The sequence below is a fragment of the Exiguobacterium sp. s63 genome (assembly GCF_018617335.1).
Lineage (GTDB): Bacteria > Bacillota > Bacilli > Exiguobacteriales > Exiguobacteriaceae > Exiguobacterium.
This window is the reverse complement of record NZ_JACSKB010000003.1, coordinates 99,227-124,438: the sequence shown is the minus strand read 5'-3', so window position 1 is coordinate 124,438 and position 25,212 is coordinate 99,227. Positions and strand designations below refer to the sequence as shown.

22 protein-coding genes are annotated in these 25,212 nt (G+C 48.1%); 13 read left to right on the top strand and 9 right to left on the bottom strand.

The window, feature by feature from the left end; translation table 11 throughout:
- The first annotated feature begins 81 nt into the window (after nt 1-81).
- The 4 genes from mgsA (at nt 82) to KNO90_RS11025 (ending at nt 2,645) form a co-directional block, all read left to right on the top strand.
- Nucleotides 82-495 carry a methylglyoxal synthase gene (gene mgsA, locus KNO90_RS11040; protein ID WP_214742521.1) on the top strand — a complete coding sequence of 138 codons (414 nt, stop codon included), beginning with the start codon at nt 82-84 and terminating at the stop codon, nt 493-495.
- A gap of 2 nt (nt 496-497) precedes the next feature.
- On the top strand, nt 498-1,400 hold the full coding sequence (locus KNO90_RS11035; RefSeq protein WP_251127452.1) for a hypothetical protein: 903 nt from the start codon (nt 498-500) through the stop codon (nt 1,398-1,400).
- A gap of 111 nt (nt 1,401-1,511) precedes the next feature.
- The gene (locus KNO90_RS11030; protein WP_214742519.1) at nt 1,512-2,027 is read left to right on the top strand and encodes a YflT domain-containing protein; all 516 of its coding nucleotides are present in this window, start codon (nt 1,512-1,514) and stop codon (nt 2,025-2,027) included.
- A gap of 12 nt (nt 2,028-2,039) precedes the next feature.
- Nucleotides 2,040-2,645 carry a YflT domain-containing protein gene (locus KNO90_RS11025; protein ID WP_215113605.1) on the top strand — a complete coding sequence of 202 codons (606 nt, stop codon included), beginning with the start codon at nt 2,040-2,042 and terminating at the stop codon, nt 2,643-2,645.
- Nucleotides 2,646-2,680: 35 nt separating this feature from the next.
- On the opposite strand, the gene KNO90_RS11020 is transcribed toward KNO90_RS11025, so the two are convergent.
- From KNO90_RS11020 to KNO90_RS11010, 3 genes are read right to left on the bottom strand one after another with little or no spacing between them, the layout of a single operon-like run.
- A complete protein-coding gene (locus KNO90_RS11020; protein ID WP_215113604.1) occupies nt 2,681-3,643 on the bottom strand; it encodes a 2-hydroxyacid dehydrogenase in 963 nt (320 codons plus the stop codon).
- 48 nt (nt 3,644-3,691) lie between these two features.
- Nucleotides 3,692-4,834, bottom strand: coding sequence for a YcjF family protein (locus tag KNO90_RS11015; protein WP_215113603.1), 1,143 nt, complete (start codon nt 4,832-4,834; stop codon nt 3,692-3,694).
- A 13-nt stretch (nt 4,835-4,847) separates the two neighbouring features.
- Nucleotides 4,848-5,966, bottom strand: a complete 1,119-nt coding sequence (locus KNO90_RS11010; protein WP_215113602.1) for a GTPase — start codon at nt 5,964-5,966, stop codon at nt 4,848-4,850.
- An 80-nt stretch (nt 5,967-6,046) separates the two neighbouring features.
- Here KNO90_RS11010 and KNO90_RS11005 point away from each other — a divergent pair, with 80 nt between their 5' ends.
- Together KNO90_RS11005 and KNO90_RS11000 are read left to right on the top strand one after the other, a co-directional pair.
- Complete coding sequence (locus tag KNO90_RS11005; RefSeq protein ID WP_215113601.1) at nt 6,047-6,436, top strand: VOC family protein; 390 nt, start codon at nt 6,047-6,049, stop codon at nt 6,434-6,436.
- 93 nt (nt 6,437-6,529) lie between these two features.
- Nucleotides 6,530-7,330, top strand: coding sequence for a formate/nitrite transporter family protein (locus KNO90_RS11000; protein ID WP_215113600.1), 801 nt, complete (start codon nt 6,530-6,532; stop codon nt 7,328-7,330).
- A gap of 50 nt (nt 7,331-7,380) precedes the next feature.
- Here KNO90_RS11000 and KNO90_RS10995 read toward each other — a convergent pair whose 3' ends face one another.
- From KNO90_RS10995 to KNO90_RS10970, 6 genes are all read right to left on the bottom strand, one after another.
- Nucleotides 7,381-8,853 carry an alanine/glycine:cation symporter family protein gene (locus KNO90_RS10995; protein WP_214742512.1) on the bottom strand — a complete coding sequence of 491 codons (1,473 nt, stop codon included), beginning with the start codon at nt 8,851-8,853 and terminating at the stop codon, nt 7,381-7,383.
- A 267-nt stretch (nt 8,854-9,120) separates the two neighbouring features.
- On the bottom strand, nt 9,121-9,288 hold the full coding sequence (locus KNO90_RS10990) for a hypothetical protein (RefSeq protein WP_015880321.1): 168 nt from the start codon (nt 9,286-9,288) through the stop codon (nt 9,121-9,123).
- Between the two features lies 1 nt (nt 9,289).
- Complete coding sequence (locus KNO90_RS10985; RefSeq protein ID WP_015880320.1) at nt 9,290-9,493, bottom strand: YwbE family protein; 204 nt, start codon at nt 9,491-9,493, stop codon at nt 9,290-9,292.
- Between the two features lie 57 nt (nt 9,494-9,550).
- Nucleotides 9,551-9,889, bottom strand: coding sequence for a hypothetical protein (locus KNO90_RS10980; RefSeq protein WP_215113599.1), 339 nt, complete (start codon nt 9,887-9,889; stop codon nt 9,551-9,553).
- 55 nt (nt 9,890-9,944) lie between these two features.
- Nucleotides 9,945-11,600: a glycoside hydrolase family 13 protein gene (locus KNO90_RS10975; protein WP_215113686.1), complete on the bottom strand. Its 1,656-nt coding sequence runs from the start codon at nt 11,598-11,600 to the stop codon at nt 9,945-9,947.
- Between the two features lie 132 nt (nt 11,601-11,732).
- The gene (locus KNO90_RS10970; protein WP_215113598.1) at nt 11,733-12,494 is read right to left on the bottom strand and encodes an alpha/beta hydrolase; all 762 of its coding nucleotides are present in this window, start codon (nt 12,492-12,494) and stop codon (nt 11,733-11,735) included.
- A gap of 373 nt (nt 12,495-12,867) precedes the next feature.
- Here KNO90_RS10970 and KNO90_RS10965 point away from each other — a divergent pair, with 373 nt between their 5' ends.
- From KNO90_RS10965 to guaC, 7 genes are all read left to right on the top strand, one after another.
- The gene (locus tag KNO90_RS10965; RefSeq protein ID WP_214742509.1) at nt 12,868-16,374 is read left to right on the top strand and encodes a lamin tail domain-containing protein; all 3,507 of its coding nucleotides are present in this window, start codon (nt 12,868-12,870) and stop codon (nt 16,372-16,374) included.
- A 99-nt stretch (nt 16,375-16,473) separates the two neighbouring features.
- A complete protein-coding gene (locus KNO90_RS10960; RefSeq protein ID WP_215113597.1) occupies nt 16,474-17,676 on the top strand; it encodes an NAD(P)/FAD-dependent oxidoreductase in 1,203 nt (400 codons plus the stop codon).
- 47 nt (nt 17,677-17,723) lie between these two features.
- Nucleotides 17,724-18,377 carry a hypothetical protein gene (locus KNO90_RS10955; RefSeq protein ID WP_214742507.1) on the top strand — a complete coding sequence of 218 codons (654 nt, stop codon included), beginning with the start codon at nt 17,724-17,726 and terminating at the stop codon, nt 18,375-18,377.
- Between the two features lie 123 nt (nt 18,378-18,500).
- Nucleotides 18,501-20,510, top strand: a complete 2,010-nt coding sequence (locus tag KNO90_RS10950) for a catalase (RefSeq protein WP_215113596.1) — start codon at nt 18,501-18,503, stop codon at nt 20,508-20,510.
- A gap of 162 nt (nt 20,511-20,672) precedes the next feature.
- Complete coding sequence (locus tag KNO90_RS10945; protein ID WP_214742505.1) at nt 20,673-21,857, top strand: MFS transporter; 1,185 nt, start codon at nt 20,673-20,675, stop codon at nt 21,855-21,857.
- Nucleotides 21,858-21,969: 112 nt separating this feature from the next.
- Complete coding sequence (locus KNO90_RS10940; RefSeq protein ID WP_215113595.1) at nt 21,970-24,030, top strand: PAS domain S-box protein; 2,061 nt, start codon at nt 21,970-21,972, stop codon at nt 24,028-24,030.
- Nucleotides 24,031-24,228: 198 nt separating this feature from the next.
- On the top strand, nt 24,229-25,212 hold the full coding sequence (gene guaC, locus KNO90_RS10935) for a GMP reductase (protein WP_215113594.1): 984 nt from the start codon (nt 24,229-24,231) through the stop codon (nt 25,210-25,212).

Genomic DNA, 25,212 nt, shown 5'->3' with positions numbered 1-25,212 from the left:
CGTAAGTTAAGAGAGAAATCGTGTCAAACGACGCGAGATATGATACGAATAACAAGAGAAGTCAAAATAGGAGGAATCGCTATGAATATCGCTTTAGTGGCTCATGACAAAAAGAAAGATGATTTGATTGTGCTAATTAAAACGTATACGCATATTCTAGAAAAGCATCAGCTATTCGCAACGGGCACGACGGGAAAACGAATTTCAGAAGCAACCGGGTTGCCTGTTCATTGCTTTCGCTCAGGACCACTCGGTGGAGATCAAGAGATTGGAGCGGCCGTCGCTCGCGGTGAAATGGATATGATTATTTTCTTCCGCGACCCATTGACTGCCCAACCTCATGAACCGGATGTGAGCGCATTGATGCGGCTTTGTGACGTGTATTCCATCCCGCTCTCGACAAACATGGGAGGGAGCGAGATTTTGATTCGAAGCATCGAGCAAGGTGACTTTGAGTCACTAAAACTTTCCCATAATGACGAACCCCCTGCTTGATTATGACAAACCAAGAAAGGAGAGGAATCTCCCTGGAACCGAATATGATTCACGACCCGAACGTTCAACAGTTTTTTAATGCCGTACGTCAGCGTTTGATTGAACTCCTTGGAAATGAGGCAGAGGCAGACCGCCATCTACTGGCACTCGCTGGATACATCCGACACGCAGAGAAAAGCGGTCAGTCTTTAGATAGTCTTTTAAATCAAGACCCTCAAGAATACGCCCGTTTTCTCATTGAGCAACCGGAGACAAATGAAGAATATCGTCGACGCTATCACGTGTTGATTGATGCCTCGGATGAATTAAAACCACATGAAAAGGTGCAAGCCAACCGAGACTTTGATTGGGCTGTCAATCAATTGGATGAAGCGAAGTTGTCGTTAAAAGAAATCGAGGTACGTGACCTCGCCTTCCTCGCCTACACAAAAATTCAAGCGCTCAAGTCATCGCGCAGGATTTGGAACCGTTTCGGCTGGTTGCTCGGAATGATTTTAGCGTTCGCTTATGCCAACTTACTACTCGTCATCGATGATATCTTTAGTGGACGTCTATTCAGTGCTCCGATGTCGACATATCCGGTCGACTATTTAGCCTTCCTGTTGCCCGTCCTCGTAACAGGCGCCATCTTCGGTTTATTGACTCGCTTTCGCCACCACATTCAGACGCTCGGACGACGAATCGTGTTCGCCTTACTCATCGTCGTCGTCTACATCTCGTCCATCTTTTGGATTCAGCCACTCTTGATGACACTTGGTTGGTCATTCGTTATTCAATTGACGCCACTTTACGCGCTCATTTTACTGACAATCAGTGGTTTTATGGCGATTTGGACGCTACTCGAATATGTCTGGAAGAGCACACGGTGTTCACTCGGAGACGATACACTGATGCTTTATTATTAATCGCGCCACTCCTCAGCGGAGATGGCGTTTTTTGTTTCGATTATGGTAAGAACGGAAATTACTCCTATTGTGACGCTTGTTTTAGATTGGAAATTCTAAAGGGGGAATTCGATGTCAGATCGAAAAATGATTGGCCTGTTTCAGACCGAACCGGAAGTCATGCACAAAGTCGAAGAATTGAAGGCTGCAGGGGAAGCCGAAAAAAATATGCATGTCGTCGCCAAGCGGGACGGGGAAATTTCTGCATTACGTGACCATACAGATGTGAATGCCGAATCCGGTATCCGCGACGTCAATTTACTCGACCGTGTCAAAGCCTTTCTACATGGGAGTGACCGGATACGAGACGAACTTCGTAATATGGGACTGAACGATGCAGAGGCAGAGCAATATTATAACGCCATTGATGAAGGGCAAATTTTACTCTACATCGATCGACACTCATACGACCGCTACCCGAACATGTATAAAAAAGACAGTGAGCTCGACCATGATAAAGGGGAAAAAGCGGACGGGATCGCCTTTGATGCAAAACCGTTCAACGACCATGACGAGAATCCACGAGGTACGAAAGATGACCCGATTGTACGCGGTCATTCTGGCTTAGAAGACCACCGACGATTATAAGGAGGAACGACTATGAATGAGAAACGATTCATCAGTATGCATGAGACACAGGATGCAGCAATCGGCAAGATTGAAGAATTGCGCGCCAAAGGCTATGAGGATTCACATATTTATGTCGTCACGAAACATGAAGACAACGTCTCTATTTTAAGACGTGATACCGATGTCCATACGGAAGCGACCCACCATGCGAGTTGGTTCGATAAGGTCCGTGCTTTCCTGAGTGGTCATGAGGACGTTCATGCCGGTCTACGTAACATGGGACTTAGCGATGATGAAGTGAAGCGCCACTATGACGATGTGGAAGCCGGGAAAATTCTCGTTTACGTGGACGAAGATTTCGAACGTCGTCATCATGAAGGTGTGACGGTTGATGCGAAACCGTATCAAGACGCATCGTCCACCCATCTCGGTAGTCACACAGATGACGGGTTAGAAATCGACTCAAAACCTTACCATGAGGCCCAGACCGTCGACCCGAGTCACCCTGTGGATCCGGAACAAGACAAGCTAGATGAAGAAACGAAGAGAGCAGACCGTGAGGAAAAACTACGGGGACTCGACGATCGCGCGTATCGTAACGATGTCGAAGACCCAGACAATATCCGACGCTTCTAATGAAGAAGAGCCTGACGCCATGCGTCAGGCTCTTGTTACGTCAATCGATTCTTCGGTTCTTTCCCTTCGAGCACATTCGTGATAGCATCTCGGTTCAATGCCATCATCGCCAAACGTGTTCGAATCGAGGCACTTCCGATATGAGGCAACGTCGTCACATTCGGAAGCGTCAACAGCGGATGATCAAGGTTGACCGGTTCTTTCGTGAACACGTCGAGTCCCGCTCCCCAAATCTTTTTCGCCTCGAGCGCTTCATACAAGGCTTGTTCGTCAATGATCTCTCCACGAGCGACATTGATGAAAATCGAGGTTTCTTTCATTTTGGCAAACTCTTCGGCTCCGAGCATACCACGCGTTTCATCTGTGAGCGGTGCGAGAACGACGACGAAATCAGATTGCGCCAATAGTTCATCGAGTTCTGCATAAGTGAATCCGTACATCGACTCGGACTCATGGCGTCGTGTCCGGTTATGGTATAGAACTTCCATGTCAAATCCGCGTGCCCGACGTGCGACCGCTTCACCAATTCGACCCATCCCGATGATACCCAATTTTGCTTGATAGAGATCCATCCCAACGTAACCCATCGGCAGCCAAGATTTCCACTCACCAGCGCGCAAATCACGTTCCGCCTCTCCGAGACGTCGTGCCGTCATCATCATGAGCCCAAACGTCAAATCTGCGGTCGTTTCCGTCAAGACATCCGGTGTGTTCGTGACGATGACACCATGCTCTTTCGCTGCGTTCAAATCGATATTGTTATATCCGACCGCCAAGTTCGAGACGACCTCTAAATGCGTGGCACGCTCAAACACGTCACGGTCAATCGTATCACTGAGCATCGTCCAAAGCGCATGCGCAGATGACGCTTCCTCTAGTAGCACCTCCCGTGGCACACTTTCCCCCTCATGCTCCCACATATGCACATCGTATCGATCACGAAGCGGTTCGACTGCCTCTTCCGGCAAGCGACGCGTAATATAGATTCGTTTTTTCATCTTTCTCCCCCTCTCTACACTTACCTGTAGTCTACCAAACAGGAGACGTTAAGAGGGTCGATCCGACTTCGGAGTCTGCTTCAAAAACTGTTCAAACAATGACCCGAACTCTTGATTTAACAATTGTTCAATCGTTTTCGAAGAGTCTAGCGCGTTCCGATAAGCGATTTCGTTAATGGCGAGCCCGATTGCCCACGTGATTCCTGATGCGACGGTCGCGTTGATGACACCGGCTGCCGCGTTAGCTCCCGGGAAAAATTTCATGACATTTAACAGTAACGTCTTCGACAAGGTACGACCGATTTGTGGAATAATCGTGCTTCCAATGAGTGTCTTCAGTAAATCGTCACTCGCTTTGACACCCCAATAGCGAAACAGATGGACGCTCATCGTCACCTGAATCGGCGTCAATGCAACGGCATCTGCAAAGGGGAGGGGCACTGCAGCGGCCGTCCCCGCGCTGGCCACATAGCCTGAAATAATTCGATTCGCCTTCTTACGCTTTAACTTGAGCATCGCTTCACTCTCGGCGTGAATCTCCATCAAAAGCCCTTCCTGCAAAGAAGCATCTAGTTGTTCAACCGACCATACGATCAATCGTTCCCAATCCACGTATTGTCGCAATGCTTCATCGTTCAATATTTCCGAAGAAATGCTGACTTGGAATATGGCCTCTTCGGGAACGAGTCCATTCAGTTCATTTCGTAGTGCCGTCAGTTCATCTAAATCAACCTGGTCAATTTGTGTGAATAAGACAGCGACTGCGGTTGATTCACGCAGGCGGCGAATCAGGGTCTTGTCTAGTGGCGTGACACGTTTGGTTGCAGCATTGATGGTATACCAAACGAGATGGATTCGTTCCGATGCCTCTTGCCGGGATGCACTTTCCACGAATCCGATGACTTCTTCTTCGTAATGTTGTTGCCTAGCACTTCCGATTTCATAGCCTTCACTATCGAATAAAGTGACTGCAATATCATCACTCTTATATTGATGAATACCTCGTGTGACGGGTTCCCCGGCTGCCACTTTCGTCAAATCACGTCCAAACACATAGTTCACGACAGAGCTCTTCCCTGCTCCTGTCGCCCCTGCAATCAAGATATTTGGCTTTTTGACATTGCCACGTAGTCGCTCAAGCTCCGCCTTTACATCATAATCCTTAAAATTAAATCGTTTCGTCGATTCCATTCAAGTCTCCCCCTTATGAGTTGAGCGTGCGACCAAGTTGACGCATCTCGCGCTCAAAACCACGTCGAATCTCTTCTTCAATCGTTTGTCTTACGGATGCGTATTGCTGTTCAATCGCTTTTTTAATTCCTCGCTCTGCCGTCCGACGCTTGAATACCCAGTAGATGAAATGTACCCCAGGAATCATTCCAAGTACCATCTTCCGAATGGTTTTTCCAAATGAATAGTCAAACCCAAGTTCGACACGTCTTGATTTAAACAATCGGTCTGCCTGCTCACCGACTAAAGGATAACGTTGCATGAGTTGAATATAGTGGCGTACCCCTTCTGCCATCGCCTCTTCCGTCGTCACGGCAGCCTGTTCGAGTGTTTTTTCTAAATCTTTTTCAATCTTTCGGGCTTTCCAGCTAATCATCACTTGGGGAGTCAGCATACGAATGGTTTCCGCTGAAGCGACACTACGAACTCGCCATTCCTCCAATTCCTCTAATAAATGGTTGGTCAGATTTATAGGAAGCTTGCGTTCAATGTCTCTCCATAAATTTGTCCGATTCCGCCTCCAGACAGTCTCATATCCACTCACCGGGACGCGCTTACCCGTCAGTAACTTCTTTTCGACGCTATTGACTCGAATGATATTCTCTTCTTCGATGGGAAGCTCACGTAACAATACCTGTTCCATCGCCTCCGCTTTTTGTACACTCATCGGGTCGTCTTCGTTAAAGTTGGTCAGTATGAGCGTGACGTTGCTCCCACGTTCATATAACGGCTTTAAAATCGCCTCGAGCTCATATGCCTCGACACGTCCCGACTGTACGGATAGTAAATAGTAGATGGTGTGAAACCATTCTGCGATATCGAGCGCCCCTTCACGCTCATGAACGATGGATAGAATCGCGCGGTGCCATTCCTCTGACCGGTCCGCTTCAAGTCCCCATGTATCAAAGAAACGAAATAAAATACCTCGTTCTAAATCGTAATACTCGTATTCGTGAAGCCCTTCTGCCGTGACCGGACTTCCGGCACGCGATTCGGCGACGTCATGTCCGTAAATATAGTTGATGAACGCACTCTTTCCAACGCCGGTCTTTCCAGCGATTAAAATATTCGAGACGAGCCCTGTCCGATCCATATGCTTCCTCCCCCATACGTTGTATAGTTCAATTATACCGAACGGACCGTTTTCAAACGTCCATCGAAAGGATGATTCTCATGCTTCACCATGTTGAGCTTTATGTTTCGAATCTACATAAGAGTGTAGGTGCCTGGGAATGGCTTCTCTGTGAACAACTTGGATACACAATCTACCAATCTTGGCCGGAAGGACGGAGTTATCGTTACGGAGATACATATCTTGTGTTCGTTCAAACGGAAGAGGATCATCTTACGCCACCCTATCACCGGAAGAAAACCGGCTTGAACCACTTGGCGTTTCATGCATCCTCGCTCGCACAACTAGAAGAAATCCGACGACAGCTCACGGCTCGTGGTTTTCACGAACTGTATGCGGACCGCTTTCCTCACGCAGGTGGCTCGAACTATACAGCACTATTTTTTGAGGACCCGGACCGCATCAAAGTCGAACTCGTGGCGACAATGTGAACGGTTTCATAAGAACTTTTCAAAAGTTTGTGAAAACAATTGCAAACTCGACGTCAACCTCCTAGACTGAAAGGGTCTAAGGAGGTCTTTTTCATGGAAAAACCAGTCATCGATTATATGGAAGAAGCCGCGTTTAAAAAATCGTCACTGCTTCAGCATTCATTTCCCCAATATATGTTGCGATCCATCATCGCCGGTTTTTTGATTGGGATTGGCGTTGTCTTTTCATTTACTGTCGGAAATATGTTCATCGACACACCTGGTACGATGCTCATCGCCGGTGCCAGTTTCTCAGTCGCGCTCGTCTTCATCGTTTGGATGGGAGGAGAATTATTCACGAGTAACACGATGTATCTCTACACCGGTGCAAAACGAGGACGTGTCGCTTGGCTCGACCTCGTCAAAATATGGGGACTCAGTTGGGTCGGTAACCTGATTGGTGCCGTCATTCTGTCCCTGCTCGTCATCGGTGCTCACAGTATGGGTGAAGTGACGAGTGACCACTTGCTTGCCGTCGTCGCCGCAAAAAAAATCGGTGGGGATGCCCTCGCCATATTCTTAAAAGGAATCCTATGTAACGTGCTCGTTTGTTTGGCCATCTTCATGCCATTAAAATCAAACAACGACGTCGCAAAGATCATGCTGACGATGATCCCAGTCGTTGTATTCTTTGCCGCCGGATTCGAGCACTCGATTGCGAACATGGGCGTCTTCGCCCTTGCGCTCCACTATGTACCGTCGGACCTCATCACCTTCAGCGGTGCCCTTTATAATTTGTTCTTCGCCACACTCGGAAATATTGTCGGTGGTGCCTTATTCGTCGCCGGAAGTTACTTATATTTGAACAAATCAGAGACGGATCAAGCCGTCAAACCGATGCGTCATCACGCATAAAAAGACAGGGACCCCGATTAGCAGGGTCCCTGTTTGTTTCGTTTCAAAAATTAAGATTTTGAAGAGTCGGCAGCGGCTGCTTGAACAGTACCTTGTGCCACTTCGTCTTCTTCCACGTCCCAGCACTCTGTGTTCTCGATACCGAGTTTACGAGCCGAGAAGCGTGGGTTGAGACCTTGAGCACGTTGCTCCTCGTAGTCTTTAAGAACTTTGAAGGCAACGCCACCGAGCAATGTGATGGCCGCGATGTTGATCAATGTCATCCCTGCCATGAAGAGGTCAGCGAGACTCCAAACGAATCCGAGGCTTGCAACCGCTCCGATGAAGACGAATGCCATTGTCGCAAGACGGAATCCGAGAACTGCACCTTTACTCTTCTTAATGAATTCGATGTTCGTTTCACCGTAGTAGTAGCTTCCTGCAATCGAGCTGAAGGCGAACAAGAAGACGCTGACAGCGATGAAGGCTGGAGCAAGTGCCCCGATTTGTTCAGTCAATGCGTTTTGAAGAAGGACAATCCCTTCACCATTCCCAGCAGCGTAGCTGTCCGAGAGAAGGATGATTGCTGCAGTTGCTGTACATACGATCAACGTATCCAAGAATACACCGAGTGATTGAAGGAAACCTTGTTTCGCAGGGTGCGATACTTCAGCTGCTGCTGCTGCGTTTGGTGCAGAACCCATACCTGCTTCGTTCGAGAAGAGTCCACGACGGACACCCATCGAAATCGCAGCACCGATTGAACCACCGACTGCTTCGTTCAAACCAAATGCGCTTTGGAAAATCATAGCGAAGACGCCTGGAAGTTCAGCGAAGTTCACAACGACAACGTAGAGTGCGATGGCAAGGTAGAGAACAGCCATGACCGGTACGACGATTGCCGAGAAGTTCGCGACACGTTGCACACCACCAAAGATGACAAGACCAGTAAGAACGACCAAGATTGCTCCACCGATTGCTGCATCGATTCCGAATGCATTATCGAATGCTGCAGCGATTGTGTTCGATTGAACAGAGTTGAAGATGAGTCCGAATGTGACAGCAATGAGAACCGCGAATACGATTCCAAGTGCACGGTTGTTTAAACCTTTTTCGATGTAGTAAGCCGGACCACCGCGGTACGCGACATCGTCTTTCACTTTGTATACTTGAGCGAGCGTGCTTTCGATCATGGCTGTCGCACCACCGAGAAGGGCGACGATCCACATCCAGAAGACCGCTCCCGGTCCACCTAGCGTGACCGCTACCGTGACCCCGGCAAGGTTACCTGTACCGATACGAGTCGCGGCACCGATAAAGAATGATTTCATTGAAGAAATACTCTTACCATCTTTCGCTGGCGTCACGTCCGATTTATCTGTGATCGTCCGGAACATTTCTTTTAAGTAACGGAATTGCATAAATCGTGTTCTGATCGTGAAGTAGATCCCAGCTCCAACGAGCACGGCGATCAATACGTACGACCATAAGATGTTGTTCAAAAAGTCGACGCTTCCCTGTAGCAAACCTTGAATCGCTTCCATGAATAAGTTCCTCCCTGTTGTGTAAATCTGAAGTTGAGATTTTTTATGATGTCTTAGTTCTGAATTATACAAAGATTCTGACAATTAGCAATAATTTTTTTGTAGGTAATTTCACTCTTATTTCACATTAGACAAGCTAGATTCCTTATTTATAAACATTTAAAGCGCTTACATAAAAATGTTTAGAAATATTAAATCATGATTATATTTCATAATAATGAAACGAACATTCAAAAAAACAGCCACTCTTTTCGAGTAGCTGTGCGCTTAAATACCAGTACGTTTCTTCTGGTTATTCGGTTTTTTCGTCAATTGGCTCGTCAACGGTTTCTGTTTTGTACCATGTAAACCCGTCGGAACCTTCGTTTGATTTTGCTTCTTCTCTGCCAGCTTTTGTTTCATCGCCTCTTGAAAAGATAGTTTTTTCTCGCTCATCTTACTCACCTCCAGCTTCGATCACTTTCACACGACCGACCTGTCCATCGCTCAAACGCACTTTGATTCCGTGCGGATGACGTGGCGAGTTCGTCAATATATCTTGAACGACGCCTTTCGTCAGCTTCCCGCTTCGTTGATCTTGTTTCAAAACGATTTGGACGTGGAGTCCTGGGCGAATGTCAGCACGTTTCGTTCCATCCATACCCGACACCCCTTTCCATTTAGTCAATCTCTATCATATGCTCTTTTCCCTCATTTGTCACAGCCTATTCCAAATGCCGATTTGTCGTATTGGGTCCGTCATGTAACTTTGATCGGTCTGCAATGTCTGCATCGAAAGGGGCTCGCGAAACTCAATACGTACTCCTCGACGTGAAAAGAAGATGTCGATGATCTCGTTTTCGTCCACATCGCAAAGTGTCGCTGTTCCTTGAAGAGCATGAAAAGCCTCCGCGAATGCTTCCCCGAAACGGAGATATGCTGTCACGGATGTCACGATACGGCTTTCCCCAATCTTTAACGTCACATGTTTGCGATTGGCACTCACAATCACGATCTGTACCGTATCGTTTCCATTCGAAAATTCAATCGTGTGCATCCACACCCCCACCTCTCATTCAAAAGAGGTACCCTCCTCAGAAGGTACCTCTCTATCATAAACGATATAACCGTGCTGCGAATGGTCGAAGCATGAACGTTTCCGTATCTATCATTTCCGGGTCAATCTCATTCGTCATGACAAGCGTCGCACCTGCAATTTCCGGAATGGTCACTTCTGCCGGATTGGCGGTCAAGTTGACGACCACGAAGAAACGATTATTCTCAAACGTACGTTCATAGACGAAGGCTTGCTTATGCTCGGGCAAGACGTCGCGATAACGACCATACGTGAACGTCTCCTCGGCCCGGCGAAGACGAATCATCTCCTTATAGAACGACAGGATGGAGTGTTGATCGTTCTGTTGCGCCTCGACGTTGAGCGTCTCATACTCTTCATGAATCGGCATCCATGGGGTCGTCGTCGAGAAACCGGCATATGGTGAGGCATCCCACTGGATCGGTGTCCGGACGTTATCACGAGATGTCCCCCACACTTGTTGCATCGAGTCGATTTCACTCATCCCGTTCGCAATCCGTTCGAAGTACTCGTTTTTTGTCGCGACATCATCATAGTCATGAATGGACGGGAGCGGCACATTCTTCATCCCGATCTCTTGTCCTTGGTAAATAAATGGCGTCCCGTGCATGAAGAAGTACATCATCCCAAGCGCCGTGGCACTTTCACGCCAATAATGATGCTCATCCCCGACGAGCGAGACAGCTCGCACCATGTCATGGTTTTCAATGTATAAGGCATTCCATCCTGTCTCACGTAATCCTTGTTGCCACTTATCGAAGATTCGCTTCAACTCAACGACATCGAGCGGTGCAAGACGTGACCGTCGCATGATATCGACATGATCAAAATGAAAGGCCATGTTCATCGCACCATTCTCAGGTCCCATCCATTGGTCGGCTTCTTCCGGTTCAATGCCGTTCGTCTCCCCAACGGTCATAATGTCGTATTTAGAGAACGTTTCTCGCTTCATCTCTTGCAGATATTCATGAATTCCATCAATGTTCGAATACATCGAAAAGGCCGTAACGATCGGCTTTCCATCCGGAGAAGGGAGCATCGTCTCCGTCGGCATCTTTTTAATATGACTGATTGCATCGACACGGAATCCGTCGACCCCTTTGTCGAGCCACCAGTTGATCATGTCATAGACAGCCGTTCGAACGTCATGATTCTCCCAATTCAAATCGGGTTGCTTTTTCGAGAAGACGTGCAGGTAATATTGGTCGGTCGGTTCGTCATATTCCCAAGCGGACCCGCCAAAGATACTCGCCCAGTTGCTCGGCGGCATCCCATCTTTCCCGTCTCGCCAAATGTACCAATCCCGTTTTGGATTGTCTTTCGAGCTTTTCGATTCAAGGAACCATGGATGTTCGTCCGACGTATGGTTGACGACGAGGTCGAGCAATAGCTTCATCCCCCGTGCATGCACGGCCTCTAGCAAGGCATCGAAATCTTCCATCGTTCCGAACTCATCCATAATGTCTTGATAGTCACTAATATCATATCCGTTATCATCGTTCGGTGATTTGTACATCGGACAAATCCAAATGACATCAATTCCAAGGTCTTCTAAGTAATCGAGCTTTTCAATGATTCCGCGAAGGTCACCGATTCCATCCCCATTCGAATCGTTAAAACTCCGTGGATAAATTTGATAGGCGATGGCCTCTTTCCACCATACACGACTGATTTCTGTTTGTTTCGTTTGGCTGAACAACGTCTCCATACGGCACCGTGCCTCCTACAATAAGGTATGATTCACATCTACCATAGCACTAGTGCAAGCGTTTGCAAAGAATCAGTCCACAAAAAAATGCAGTTTTTACACTGCACTTCGATGGCGCGCCCCAACCTGTTCACAGAAGGTCGTGATCAGCTTCGACAAATGTTTCCAATCATGGTCCATTGTCGCGACGTGATACGAGTTCGGAAGCACCGCGTATTCTTTTGTTCCTTGTAACTGATCAAACAGCCAGATGGAGTCGGAAGGTGGAACCACGTTGTCGACAGCAGAATGGATGACATACGTCGGCACATCAACCGCTCCGACGTGCGGTCGCACCTCGTCAATCAGTGAAAGCAATTCCCGAATCGCCCTAGTCGGCACACGGTCATAGACAATCTCATATACATCTTCTGCCAAGATGTCAGGCGCGTCTTCATCGATAAATCGACAGTCGGTATCCGCCGCATGACACGCATACCCAGGCACCGATAACGCAGCGTTGATCGTCACAACCGCATCCGCCTTCCCTTCAAGTGCTGTCTTGAGTGCCAACGTTCCACCCATGGACTGACCGACGACAATGATTGTCTGACAAGATTCACGCAATCGCTCAATTCCTTCAATCACACTTTTATACCAACATCGATGCGTTGAGCATCGAAAGTCTTCTGGGTCTGTTCCGTGTCCCTTTAAGCGAGGAGCATAGACCGTAAACCCTTGCTTCATCAGCTCAATTCCGACGTCTTGTACACTCTGAGGTGTTCCGTTAAAGCCGTGGCAAAGCAAAATACCAATTTCGTTTCCTTCATAATAAAACGCACCTGCTCCAGGAATGACTGGGTAGTTGACTGCTTTCATTAGTGCCTCCTTTTAATTCACACTTAACCGATACAATTAATTCGTATTAGAAGAGTGTAAAAGTTATCGAGACAACCGTCAAGTTCTTCCGACCACATTCACCTTGTAATCAAAATGTAATCATAACTTCGTATTTAGTGGATTGAGTTCTGACGTCTGCTTGGTTATGTTTAACATGTAGTAAAAAACTTGGGAAATGAACGTGCCATTTTTGACAATACACGAATAATTTTTCAAGGGATTCGTCACAAGAAAAGTAATGTAAGCGCTATCATGTCGTTTTTTTGAAAAAGGAGGATATAAATTCACTTATTTATGACGACATGAGTTGGGGAAATCGGATTAGACCATTACATCTAAGGGAGACTTACACATGGGGAAACCAACACAATCATTTAAGGCAGTCACTGGCCTCGCCTTATCAGCTGGACTCATCGTCAGCAGTGTGACACCGATTGCGGCAAACGTACACGCTGAGACATTAAACGCATCAGACCTTTTCATTTCGGAGTACGTAGAAGGATCAAGCAACAACAAGGCCATCGAGTTGTTCAACGGAACGAACGCGACAATCGACCTTTCTGCTTACAAAATTGAACTGTATTCAAACGGAGGTACGACGGCCGGCAACACATTGAATTTGACGGGCACACTCGCACCAGGGGCTACATATGTCATTGTGAACGGTAGTGCATCGGACGCATTGAAAGCAAAATCGAATACGGTGAGCGCCGTGACGAACTTCAACGGGGATGACACGATCATCTTGAAAAAAGGAGACACGGTTCTTGATGTCTTCGGTCAACTTGGATTCGATCCAGGAACAAAATGGGGAACGACCGTTGCGACTGCTGACCAATCGCTCATTCGTAAAGACACGATTACAAAGGGAGACAGTGATGGCAGTGATGCCTTCGACCCGGCTGTGGAATGGACATCGACACCACAAGACACGTTCGATAACCTCGGAAAACATACATTCCAAGGTGTCGAATACGGAGACGGCGGTACAACGGAACCTCCTGCACCGATCACACCGATTTCAATTGCTGATGCACGAACAAAAGCAGAAAATGAAACGGTCACAGTCAAAGGAGTCGTTACGGCTAAATTGGCGAACACGATTTCGATTCAGGATGCGACAGGTGGTCTTTCCATCCGTCCGACGTCTCTTGCCGTCAACGTTGGGGACGAGGTCGTCGTCACAGGCGTCGTCGGTTCATATCGTGAACTTCTTCAATTAAACAGCGCTGTCGTTGTTTCAAAACAAGCAGCGACGCTCCCGACTGCCCAAGTCGTCACAGGGGAACAAATCAATGAGGACGTTGAATCAGAACTCGTCACCGTTCAAAACGTCACGCTCACAGGTAGCGGCCAAAACTTGACAGCAACCGACGGAACAAAGGAGTTCATCGTTCGCGACGAGCGAGGCATCCTCGATTTACAGACGGACGTGAACTATTCATCGATCACGGGAATCGTTCAACAGTTTGACGATACGTACCAGATCATCCCGCGCGATCCATCGGACACGGTCATCGATACGTCTGTTCTTCGTCCCGCCGTCGCAAAACCAGGTGCCGGTACATTCGTCGGAGCACAAGACGTCACGCTCTCGACAACGACAGCAGACGCTGAGATCTTCTATACGCTCGACGGCTCTGACCCGAAAGAGAACGGACTTCGATATGCGAACCCAATCCACATCGAAAACTCGACGACGTTGAAAACGGTCGTGAAAACAGGAGACACATTTAGCGCCGTCTCCACGTTCTCTTATAAAATCACAGATAAAATCCGTATTCATGACATCCAAGGAGCGAACCATGCATCTCCGATGAACGGACAGACGGTTGAAGGCGTAGAAGGAATCGTCACATCGACGTTCGTCTCGAGCGGGACAACGTATTACTTCATTCAAACACCTGATGCTGAGGCTGATGACGATGCACGTACGTCTGAAGGAATTGTCCTTTACGGTGGACGTTCGATTGCGGGTATTCAAGTCGGTGACCTCGTCAAAGTGAACGGAAAAGTGAGCGAATACGCGATTGAAGGATACAGCGATCGCCAACAGACGGATATGAAGATGACGCAAATCGATACGCGTAACGGAAAAGTCGAAGTCGTCGCGAGCGGCGTGACCCTTCCGACACCGATCACAATTGATGCTTCAAACCTCCCGACCGAGTTTATCGACAGCGATAACCTCGCCGTCTTCAACCCGGAGAAGGACGCCATCGACTTCTGGGAGAGCCTTGAAGGAATGCGCGTTCAAACGAACAATTTGAAGTCGGTCGGACCGCAGGAATATGGTGACTTGGTCACTGTTCTCGAAGATACGCCAACAGAAACATACAATGGCGGCGTCTTATTGAAAAAGAACGACGCGAACCCAGAACGTATTCAGTTCCGTCTCGAGCCGAACGCGGAAGCGCGTGATTTCGATGTGGCGACAGGTGACCGTTTCAACGGACCAATCGTCGGTGTCGTCGGCTACTCATTCGGAAACTACAAGATTCAAGCGTCGCTCGAAGACATGAAAGCGGCCTTTGTCAAAGGGGATGCGCAACGTGAGAAGACGTTCATCGAAGCAGAAGAAGATCAATTGACGATCGCCTCTTACAACTTGGAGAACTTCTCGAATAACATCAAAGAAACATCGGATGAGAAGGCACTCAAATTGGCAAAAGCGTTTGTCAACGAATTGAACAGCCCTGACATCATCGGTGTGACAGAAGTACAAGACAACGACGGACAGGACAAAGGGGCAGGTTCTGCCGCTGACCAGAGCTATCAACGCTTAATCGACAATATCGTTGCTGTCGGCGGGAAAACGTACAAGTACGTCAACATCGACCCTGAGAACAACCAAGATGGTGGCGCACCGGATGCCAATATCCGCGTCGGTTTCTTATATGATCCGGAACGCGTATCGTTGACAGAAGGAATGCCTGCCGGTGATGCGACGACAGCTGTCGGATACGCTGACGGCAAGTTGACGTATAACCCAGGACGCATCGACCCGACAAACGAAGCGTTCGATCGCTCGCGTAAACCGCTAGCGGCTCAATTCGACTTCCAAGGCGAGAACGTCATCGTGATTGCGAACCACTGGAACTCAAAAGGTGGCGACACTGGTTTCTTCGGCTCACAACAACCGGTCGTACTCGGAAGTGAAGTGCAACGCAAGAAAATCGCACAAGTCGTTCACAACTTCGTGGCAGACGTGAAGACGAAGAACCCGGAAGCGAACGTTGTCGCACTCGGAGACTTCAATGATTTCGAGTTCTCGGATGCGCTCCAAATCTTCAAAGGCGACTTGATGACGAACATGGTCGAGAAGGTCCCTGCTGTTGACCGTTACTCGTATGTGTATCAAGGAAACTCCCAAGTACTCGATCACATCCTCGTCTCGAACCGCTTGGCAGCTTCTACAAAGATTGATATGATTCACGTCAACTCGGACTTCACTGAGATGTCAGGTCGCGCGAGTGACCACGATCCGGTCCTTGCACAGATTGATTTCACACCAGAACCTGAAGTCGAATTGACACGCTATACCGTTGAAAATCATCCAGCGGCACGCCTCGTCCTTCAAGAGGATTACATCGGCGTGACAATCGGAAAAGGCACGAACTTCAAAAACGGAATCTTCGTTCGTGGCGTATACACGGAATTGACAGGAGACCCATTGAAAAACGTCGTCGTTCAAGTGAAACCGAAAGAAGCCGGTGCCATCATCGACTTCAAAGGTGCGACGGTGAAAGAAGTGATTGTTGACGGGAAGAACCTTGCCGAGATTCACGGGGCAAAAAACGTCCAACGTATCACGTATACGAAAGGCGCTTCTCCTTCATCGATCATCATCAAGAAATAACATGTTGAACCGCAGACACATCGTCTGCGGTTTTTTTGGTTTTACCTCTCTTGAAGCGGGGATAGAGAGGAAGATACTGAATCATGGAGGATGAGACCGATGGAATTGTATAACGGAGACTTGTATTGGCCAACGACTGAATCAGATGACGTCGTGTTAGAGAGACCTGACAAAAAAGAGCATTACGACGTACTCGTCATCGGAGCCGGTATGTCCGGAACGTTGACGGCATATACACTACATCAGGATGGGGTCGATTTCGCGGTGCTTGATGGACGAAAAGTCGGGACAGGCAGCACGTCGGCCAATACGGGTTTAATTCAATATTCAAATGACATCATGTTACATGAACTCGTAGAAAAAATCGGCGAAGATGCGGCGGTACGCTTCTATCAATTATGTCTCGATGCGGTCGAATCACTCGAACAGGTGGCAAAAGATGTCGATGCATCCGATATATATATTCGACGGGACAGTCTTTGTTTTGCGAGTGAAGAGACTGATGTTGCCAAATTGAAACGTGAGTATGAGATGCTGTCTAAACACGGTTTTGACGTAGAGTGGTTGGACCGTGAAGCGTTACGCGAACGTTTCCCATTCGAAAAACCGGCGGCCCTCATCACAAAAGGCGATGCCGAGGTCAACCCGCTCACGCTCAGCCGTCAAATCATCCGCCATTTATCAAAACAGAACGTCCCAATTTTTGAAGAAACGGCGGTGGATGAGGTCGTGGCCGATGGTGACGGATGGCTCGTCTTCACCTCGAATGGGACATTCAAGACGAAGAAAGTCATCTTTGCGACAGGTTATGGGCCTGCTCCCCTACTTGATTCCCATCGGATCGACTTGAATCGGTCATACGCCATCGCAACGAATCCGATTGCCGAGTTTAGTGAATGGGAAGGTCGAGCGCTCATTTGGGAGACGAAACGACCGTATCTCTATTTGCGCACGACTCCGGATGGACGAATTATCGCAGGCGGGCTTGACGAAGACAAGGCAGAGACACCGCACGACGAGGCGCTCATGAACAACCGGGCGGAACGGGTGAAAGAAAAAATCGCCGAACTGTTCCCGATGTATGACTTAGAAGTCGATTATGCCTGGGTCGCCTTGTTTGGAGAATCGGTGGACCAACTCCCGTTCATCGGGGAGCACCCGAATCGACCGAACTTGTTTTATTTGCTCGGATATGGGGGAAATGGAACGGTGTATAGTATGCTCGGCTCTCATATTTTGAGTGCCCTCGTTCGTGGTCAGTCGCATCCCGATGCGGACCTCGTTCGTCTAGATCGAACGTAACCCCCGACACATTGGGGGTGTTACATAATTGAAGGAGTGCTTTTGGATTGAAGAAAAAGAGAAAATCAAAAGGGGTATACCGATTACGTCGTCTCGCCGTATTCCTTGTCCCGCTTGGCTGTGTCATTTGGTTTTGGCCACAGGAATCGTCCCCTACAACGCAATTGAAGTCTGAACACACTTCTATTTCCGAGGAAATATATACGATTGAAGAACGTACACCCATTGAAGAAGACGGTGTCATTCGATATGAGTATGATATCGTGGTGCATAACGAACCAAGTACCGATGAACTACAATCGATTAGTCATGATATCATCGATGACGTCCGACAGTCTGATCAGTTCCAGGCCGCCTTATTACGTTTTTATGATGATGCTGCCTATGTCGGGACGGATCCTCCACTCGGTGAAGCCGTATTCGCTCCGGAAGGCGACTATGCGCTTGCGGACTGGGTGGAACCCGGCCAAACCAACGACATGACGTTCGGTTGGCAACTGCGGGAAAAAGAATGGACGAGCAAATTGACCGATTCAGAGATTCAGATTTGGAGATCATGGCAAGACCAATATACAAAGCAGAATCCTGACGACCCCGACGTGAATGCGAAAGTGACACGCGTCATTTCCACAGAGTACGAACTCGACCCTAAAGTGGTGCAACAAATCGTATTGAAACAGCATGTGTGGGCCGCATTATAAATGTTTGTGTGAAATCTCTCTTTTTTGAAAAAGAGGGATTTTTTTAGTGGCGTTAGGGAACACCGATACAGTAGGTCAAACGGTGACTTACGACGGTCAGTCATACTTAAGGGAGGCAATCACATGGGGAACAAGAAAGAAGAGCAGTTAAAACAACATACGATTGATAACGAACAACAAGCTGGCTTGACGACGAACCAAGGTCTGAAGATGGCAGAAGACGAATTCTCGCTGAAAGCAGGACGTCGTGGTCCGACATTGATCGAGGACTTCCATTTCCGTGAGAAGATGACCCACTTCGACCACGAGCGGATTCCAGAGCGAATCGTCCATGCGCGCGGCGTAGGAGCACATGGAGAGTTCCAGGTGTATGAACCGCTCGCCGAAATCACAAAAGCGGACTTCTTGAACGACCCTTCGAAGACAACACCCGTATTTGTCCGTTTCTCGACCGTTCAAGGCTCACGCGGATCCGCGGATACGGTCCGTGACGTTCGTGGTTTTGCGACGAAGTTCTACACAGACGAAGGGAACTACGATTTAGTCGGAAACAACATCCCAGTATTCTTTATTCAAGATGCCATCAAGTTCCCCGACCTCGTCCATGCCGTGAAGCCTGAACCACATACGGAGGTGCCGCAAGGGGGAAGCGCGCACGATACGTTCTGGGATTTCGTCGGACAAAACCATGAAACGGCCCATATGGTCATGTGGGCGATGAGCGACCGCGGGATTCCACGTAGTCTACGCATGATGGAAGGGTTCGGGGTGCATACGTTCCGTCTCGTGAATGCGGAAGGAAAGGCACATTTCGTCAAGTTTCATTGGAAACCGAAGCTCGGGGTTCATTCACAAGTATGGGACGAAGCCCAAAAAGCAGTCGGGAAAAACGCTGACTTCCACCGCGTCGACCTCTATGAAGCAATCAATAAAGGTGACTACCCCGAGTGGGAGCTCGGCCTGCAGCTGATCCCAGAAGAAGATGAGTTCAAGTATGACTTCGACATTTTAGACCCGACCAAACTGTGGCCGGAAGAAGAGATTCCAGTGAAACTCGTCGGGAAGATGACACTCAACCGGAACGTCGACAACTTCTTTGCAGAAACCGAACAAGTCGCCTTCCATCCGGGTCATCTCGTCCCAGGAATCGACTTCTCGAACGATCCGCTCTTGCAAGGTCGTCTCTTCTCGTATACGGACACGCAGCTTTCGCGTCTCGGCGGACCAAACTTCCACCAGATCCCAATCAACAAGCCCGTTTGTCCGTTCCACAACAATCAGCGGGACGGGATGCATCAGATGGCCGTCCACAAAGGTCAGACGAGCTACCACAAAAATGCGCTCAACCATAACCAGCCGGAACCTGTACCAGCCGACCAAGGTGGGTTTGAGCACTATCAAGAGAAAATCGATGGACATAAGATTCGGGGACGTAGTGACAGCTTCCTTGATTTCTATTCACAAGCGAAGCTCTTCTATAACAGCATGACCGATGTCGAGAAGCAACATATCCAAGATGCTTGCAGTTTTGAGCTCGGAAAATGTGAGTCCGACATGGTGAAAGAGAACGCCGTCGATTTATTGAACCGCATCGATCGTCATCTCGCTGAAGTCGTCGCCGACAACTTGGGGGTAACCGTGCCAGACGAGAACAATGAGGTCCAATCAGATAAGGCGTCCCCTGCCCTCTCGATGGCGAACACGATCAAAAAGCCTGATACGAAGAGCGTCGCCCTTCTCCTTGCCGGTGACGTGGATGCGAATCAGGTCAAACAGTGGGTGCAGACGCTCGCCGACCACAACGTCAACTATAGCCTCGTCGGCAAGAAAGCGTATATGCTTGGTGACTTGAAAGTGAAAGAGACGTACGACACGGTCGACTCGAGCCTCTTCGATGCCGCGTTCTTAGTGAGTGCCGCAACCTCGGTCGAAGATGACGTACTCGAATTTATCGAGAACACGTATAAGCACTATAAACCGCTCGCTCTACACGTACACCATAAAGAGGCACTCTCCACATGCCGCGTGAAGACAGACCAGCCTGGCGTCTTCACGTTTGATGAGCACAATCTCAATGGATTTGATGCGTTCATCGATGGAATTGCGACTGCCCGTTTCTGGGATCGCGCTTGATGACTTCACTCGACTCATATTTTGGGTCGAGTGTTTTTGATTCTGACGAATTCGATTCGTTTAATGCGTCATCTCGGACAATTCTCCCTCCGATTTGGTATACTCATTTAGTTATGTTTGTTAACTATTCGAATTTGAAGAGAAAAGGAGGCGTCGTGTTCGATGCAACAACCTATTCAAAAACTATGGACGAGAGACTTCTTGATCATCTCGCTCATCAACTTTTTCCTGACGCTCATCTTCTTCTTATTGATGGTGACCATCGGAGTGCATGCTGTCGAGTCGTACGGGGCGACAACAAGTCAGGCAGGACTCGTCACTGGTATTTTCATCATCGGAACGCTGACCGGGCGCCTATTCATCGGTCGACTGATCGACTCGATCGGTCGGAAGAAGACGCTTTATATCGGACTTGTCTTTTTCACCGCCACTATTCTACTTTACTTCGTCCATTGGGGCGTCGGTTTCTTACTATTCACTCGATTCGTACATGGACTCGGGATGGGATTATCGAGTACGGCAACGGGAACCATCGTTGCGCAAGTTATTCCTGCGACACGAAAAGGTGAAGGAATCGGGTATTATAGTATGAGTTCTACTCTGGCGACAGCCATCGGGCCATTCGTCGGATTACTTCTTAGCCAACATACAAGTTTTACTGTGATTTTCGCTCTCTGTTTCGTGATAGGGGTCGTCAGCTTGGCGAGTACGTTCTTCGTCAACGTACCGGAAGTCGATGCGCCAGAAGTCGTTCGCGGTTTCTCTTTGAAATCGTTCGTTGAGCCAAAAGCGTTACCGATTGCTCTGATTATCGGTATGGCTGCATTAAGTTATTCGAGCGTCTTATCCTATATCAACTTTTATGCGAGCGAACTCGACTTGATTGAGGCGGCAAGTATCTTTTTCCTCGTCTATTCAGTCGCCGTTCTGTTATCGCGCCCGGTTACAGGGAAGTTGATGGATGCGCGCGGGGCGAACGTCGTCATGTATCCAGCAATCGCGATCTTTGCCGTCGGACTTCTTGTGCTTAGCCAGGCAACTAGTGGTTTGATGCTTTTACTCGCAGGGGCGTTGATTGGATTAGGTTTCGGGAATATCCAATCTGGCACTCAGGCAATCGCCGTCAAGGCCTCTCCCCCTCATCGAATGGGGATGGCCACGTCGACCTTCTTTATCGCACTCGATGCTGGTCTAGGATTCGGCCCCTACTTTATTGGATTATTGATTCCATTGACTGGATTCTCGACACTTTACTTGATTCTTTCTGGCGTCGTACTGTTTACCATTTTCTTGTATTATGTGATGAGCGGACGAAACGAACAAAAACAATTAAACGAAGCTGCTTGACGGGATGTACGTACATCCCGTCTTTTTTTGAAAGTTCACACATTTGGTCGAATGATGCGGTAAGATAAAAATGACGTGTAAAAAATAGAATGATCGAAATGAGGGAGACGAGATGAACGCTGACCAAACACTTCAATACAATGCATCGATTTTGTTACGGACGTTCGATAAAATTTCAGACTATGTGTTCTTTATGGAAGTCGATGGATCAGCGTATCGGTATGTCTTCGTAAATGAACCAGGCAAACGAGCAATCAACTGGTCGGATGCGGATATCGGAAAAACCATCGATGAATTGGTTCCGACTGAAACCGCCGCTCTTATTACGCAACATTACGATGAAGCCATTCGAACAAAAAAGAGTGTCGTTTACGAAGATTATCGCCTTGCCGACTCTTTTTATACAGATACCGTGGAGGCAGACGATGTATTGACGCTTCCGCTTCATTATTTCGAGTCAGAAGTAACACCGATTTTTAATGATGACGGAATCTGTACACATATCGTCTCTGTCGTACGTGAAGTGACAGAACGGAAGCGTCGCGAACTCGAACTGTCCATCTTGAAAGATCATCACGAGTCGCTACGACGATATTCTCCACACGGTATCTTTGTTCTCGACCATCACTTGAACATTAAATCAGTTAACCCGGCCGTTACGGCCATCACAGGATATGCCGAAAAGGAAATTCTTCATCAACCGTTCCTTCACTGGCTCCCGGAGAGTGAACGATCTCGTGTTCGAAAAGGATTGCAGTTCACCCTTTCAGGCATTCCACACAAATATTCCGTATACGCCGAACATCCATCCGGTGAACGACTCGACTTGTCCGTTCTCAATATCCCAATCGAGGTCGGTGGAAACATTACTGGTTTATTCGCGATCATCATCGATTTGACACCAGAAAAGAATGCTGAACGTGCCACGGTCGAAAGTGAACGTCGCTACCGTCAATTGATTGAAACGATTCCAGAAGGCATCATCGTCCACCAGGAAGGGAATATTTTATATGCGAACGCGATGGCACTCGCCACAATTGGCGAAACCTATCTAGAGAGTGAATCGATTTTTTCCTTTATCGCGGAGGAATACCATCAGTCTGCCAGAAAACGAATCGCCTCTCTCGAACTCGGCGGTCCTGTTCAAGATACAGAGATGGTCATCGTGACACCAAGTGGCGACCATCTTCAGATGGATATTAGCAGTCTCCTCATCGACTACGAGGGTGAAACGGCCGTCCTAACGATTTTGCGAGATGTCACCGAAAAGCGTGAAATGGAACAAGCCTTGAGACAAAGTGAGTTGCAGTATCGATTGATCACAGAAAACATGAGCGACCTCGTCTGTATTTTAGAACAGGGAGGAGTTGTTCGTTACGCATCTCCATCTCATCGCTCCGTTCTCGGTTTTGCAGCTGGGTATTATGAAGGGAAGAACACGCTTGATTACATACACCCTGATGACATCCATGTCGTGCGTGAACAGTTAAAAGAATTGAAAGAACGAGATGTTTCCTTGACACTCGAGTTCCGCCATTTCCATGCCGACCAGCGCTGGATTTGGCTCGAAACGAAAATACAGGCCATTTACGATGAGTCTGGACACCTGCTCCACTACTTGACGGTTAGTCGGGAAATCATGCAGCGAAAAGCGCTCGAGAAACAACTAAAGCATTTGGCGTATCATGATACATTGACCGACTTACCGAATCGTCGCTTCTTCCTCGCCTATCTCGAAGAGGCGATTGATCGAACCGAATTCGAACAGGAAGAGTTGGCCGTTCTCGCCCTTGATGTCGATCGTTTCAAACAAATCAATGATACGTTCGGTCACGACGCGGGCGACGAACTCTTACGACAACTTGCGCGCCGATTGACTTCGGTGCTTCGAAAACAAGATATGATTGCCAGACTAGGCGGTGATGAATTTGCCGTCCTCATTCGCTTTACCGACCCAACAGCCTTGCACCGCGTTGCAGAGAAAATTATTCAAGCACTCCAGCGACCATGGGAGATTGATCATCATACGTTCATCACGACGTCAAGTGTCGGTGGTGCGCGATATGTCAAAGGACTATCGACTAAGCAGTTATTAAAACGTGCCGACCTCGCTCTATATGAAGCAAAAGCAGGCGGACGAAATCAATATGCACTCGCAAAGGACTACGTATAAGTAGTCCTTTTTTCACGTGAAACATTATATCGAGTCTAAATCCGAACATTAATGAGTGTTAAATTCAACTTTATTCATTTTTAGGTTATTTTTCTGAAGTTTCCCTTTGACTTTAGCCTTCATTCACGTTATATTACCGAATGGGCGAAGTTTTTCTATTGTTCAATCTATTAATGTTCGCGAATAGGGGTGCGATATATGGATAAAGTATTTGATTATGAAGATATTCAATTAATTCCTGCAAAATGTATTGTCGACAGTCGTTCGGAATGTGACCCGACCGTCGAGCTCGGGGGCTTCACGTTCCGCTTACCGGTCGTTCCGGCTAACATGCAGACGATTATCGATGAAAAGGTCGCATTGATGCTGGCTAAGAACGGGTATTTTTACATCATGCATCGCTTCAATCCAGAGACGCGCCTTGCGTTTATCCAAGATATGCATGAGAAAGGTCTCTATGCCTCAATCAGCGTTGGGGTGAAAGAGGATGAGTATGGATTTATCGAGATGCTTCAGTCAACCGGACATACACCAGAATTCATCACCATCGATATCGCACATGGACACTCGAATGCGGTCATTCGCATGATTCAGCATATCAAACACCATCTTCCTGGGTCATTCGTCATCGCGGGGAACGTCGGGACACCAGAGGCCGTTCGTGAATTGGAGCATGCCGGAGCGGATGCGACGAAGGTCGGAATCGGTCCTGGTAAGGTGTGTATCACGAAAATCAAAACTGGATTTGGTACAGGGGGTTGGCAATTGGCGGCACTTCGATGGTGTGCCAAAGCAGCGACAAAACCAATCATCGCGGATGGGGGCATCCGTACTCATGGTGACATCGCCAAATCGATTCGTTTCGGCGCTTCAATGGTCATGATTGGTTCATTGTTCGCCGGACACGATGAATCACCGGGGGAAACGTTCGAGCAAGACGGAAAGCAACTGAAAGAGTATTTCGGCTCAGCATCCGAGTTCCAAAAAGGTGAGCGGAAAAACGTCGAGGGGAAAAAGATGTTTGTCGAACACAAAGGGGCATTGCAAGATACATTGACCGAGATGGAGCAAGACCTCCAGTCGGCGATTTCTTACGCGGGTGGCGACAGTCTCGAGGCATTGCGCACCGTAGACTATGTCATGGTGAAAAACTCAATCTTCAATGGGGATAAAGTATATTAA

Excerpts from the sequence above, each read along its gene's own strand:
- mgsA (WP_214742521.1), top strand. The coding sequence starts at position 82 with ATGAATATCGCTTTAGTGGCTCATGACAAAAAGAAAGATGATTTGATT.
- KNO90_RS11035 (WP_251127452.1), top strand. The coding sequence starts at position 498 with ATGACAAACCAAGAAAGGAGAGGAATCTCCCTGGAACCGAATATGATT.
- KNO90_RS11030 (WP_214742519.1), top strand. The coding sequence starts at position 1,512 with ATGTCAGATCGAAAAATGATTGGCCTGTTTCAGACCGAACCGGAAGTC.
- KNO90_RS11025 (WP_215113605.1), top strand. The coding sequence starts at position 2,040 with ATGAATGAGAAACGATTCATCAGTATGCATGAGACACAGGATGCAGCA.
- KNO90_RS11020 (WP_215113604.1), bottom strand. The coding sequence starts at position 3,643 with ATGAAAAAACGAATCTATATTACGCGTCGCTTGCCGGAAGAGGCAGTC.
- KNO90_RS11015 (WP_215113603.1), bottom strand. The coding sequence starts at position 4,834 with ATGGAATCGACGAAACGATTTAATTTTAAGGATTATGATGTAAAGGCG.
- KNO90_RS11010 (WP_215113602.1), bottom strand. The coding sequence starts at position 5,966 with ATGGATCGGACAGGGCTCGTCTCGAATATTTTAATCGCTGGAAAGACC.
- KNO90_RS11005 (WP_215113601.1), top strand. The coding sequence starts at position 6,047 with ATGCTTCACCATGTTGAGCTTTATGTTTCGAATCTACATAAGAGTGTA.
- KNO90_RS11000 (WP_215113600.1), top strand. The coding sequence starts at position 6,530 with ATGGAAAAACCAGTCATCGATTATATGGAAGAAGCCGCGTTTAAAAAA.
- KNO90_RS10995 (WP_214742512.1), bottom strand. The coding sequence starts at position 8,853 with ATGGAAGCGATTCAAGGTTTGCTACAGGGAAGCGTCGACTTTTTGAAC.
- KNO90_RS10990 (WP_015880321.1), bottom strand. The coding sequence starts at position 9,288 with ATGAGCGAGAAAAAACTATCTTTTCAAGAGGCGATGAAACAAAAGCTG.
- KNO90_RS10985 (WP_015880320.1), bottom strand. The coding sequence starts at position 9,493 with ATGGATGGAACGAAACGTGCTGACATTCGCCCAGGACTCCACGTCCAA.
- KNO90_RS10980 (WP_215113599.1), bottom strand. The coding sequence starts at position 9,889 with ATGCACACGATTGAATTTTCGAATGGAAACGATACGGTACAGATCGTG.
- KNO90_RS10970 (WP_215113598.1), bottom strand. The coding sequence starts at position 12,494 with ATGAAAGCAGTCAACTACCCAGTCATTCCTGGAGCAGGTGCGTTTTAT.
- KNO90_RS10965 (WP_214742509.1), top strand. The coding sequence starts at position 12,868 with ATGGGGAAACCAACACAATCATTTAAGGCAGTCACTGGCCTCGCCTTA.
- KNO90_RS10960 (WP_215113597.1), top strand. The coding sequence starts at position 16,474 with ATGGAATTGTATAACGGAGACTTGTATTGGCCAACGACTGAATCAGAT.
- KNO90_RS10950 (WP_215113596.1), top strand. The coding sequence starts at position 18,501 with ATGGGGAACAAGAAAGAAGAGCAGTTAAAACAACATACGATTGATAAC.
- KNO90_RS10945 (WP_214742505.1), top strand. The coding sequence starts at position 20,673 with ATGCAACAACCTATTCAAAAACTATGGACGAGAGACTTCTTGATCATC.
- KNO90_RS10940 (WP_215113595.1), top strand. The coding sequence starts at position 21,970 with ATGAACGCTGACCAAACACTTCAATACAATGCATCGATTTTGTTACGG.
- guaC (WP_215113594.1), top strand. The coding sequence starts at position 24,229 with ATGGATAAAGTATTTGATTATGAAGATATTCAATTAATTCCTGCAAAA.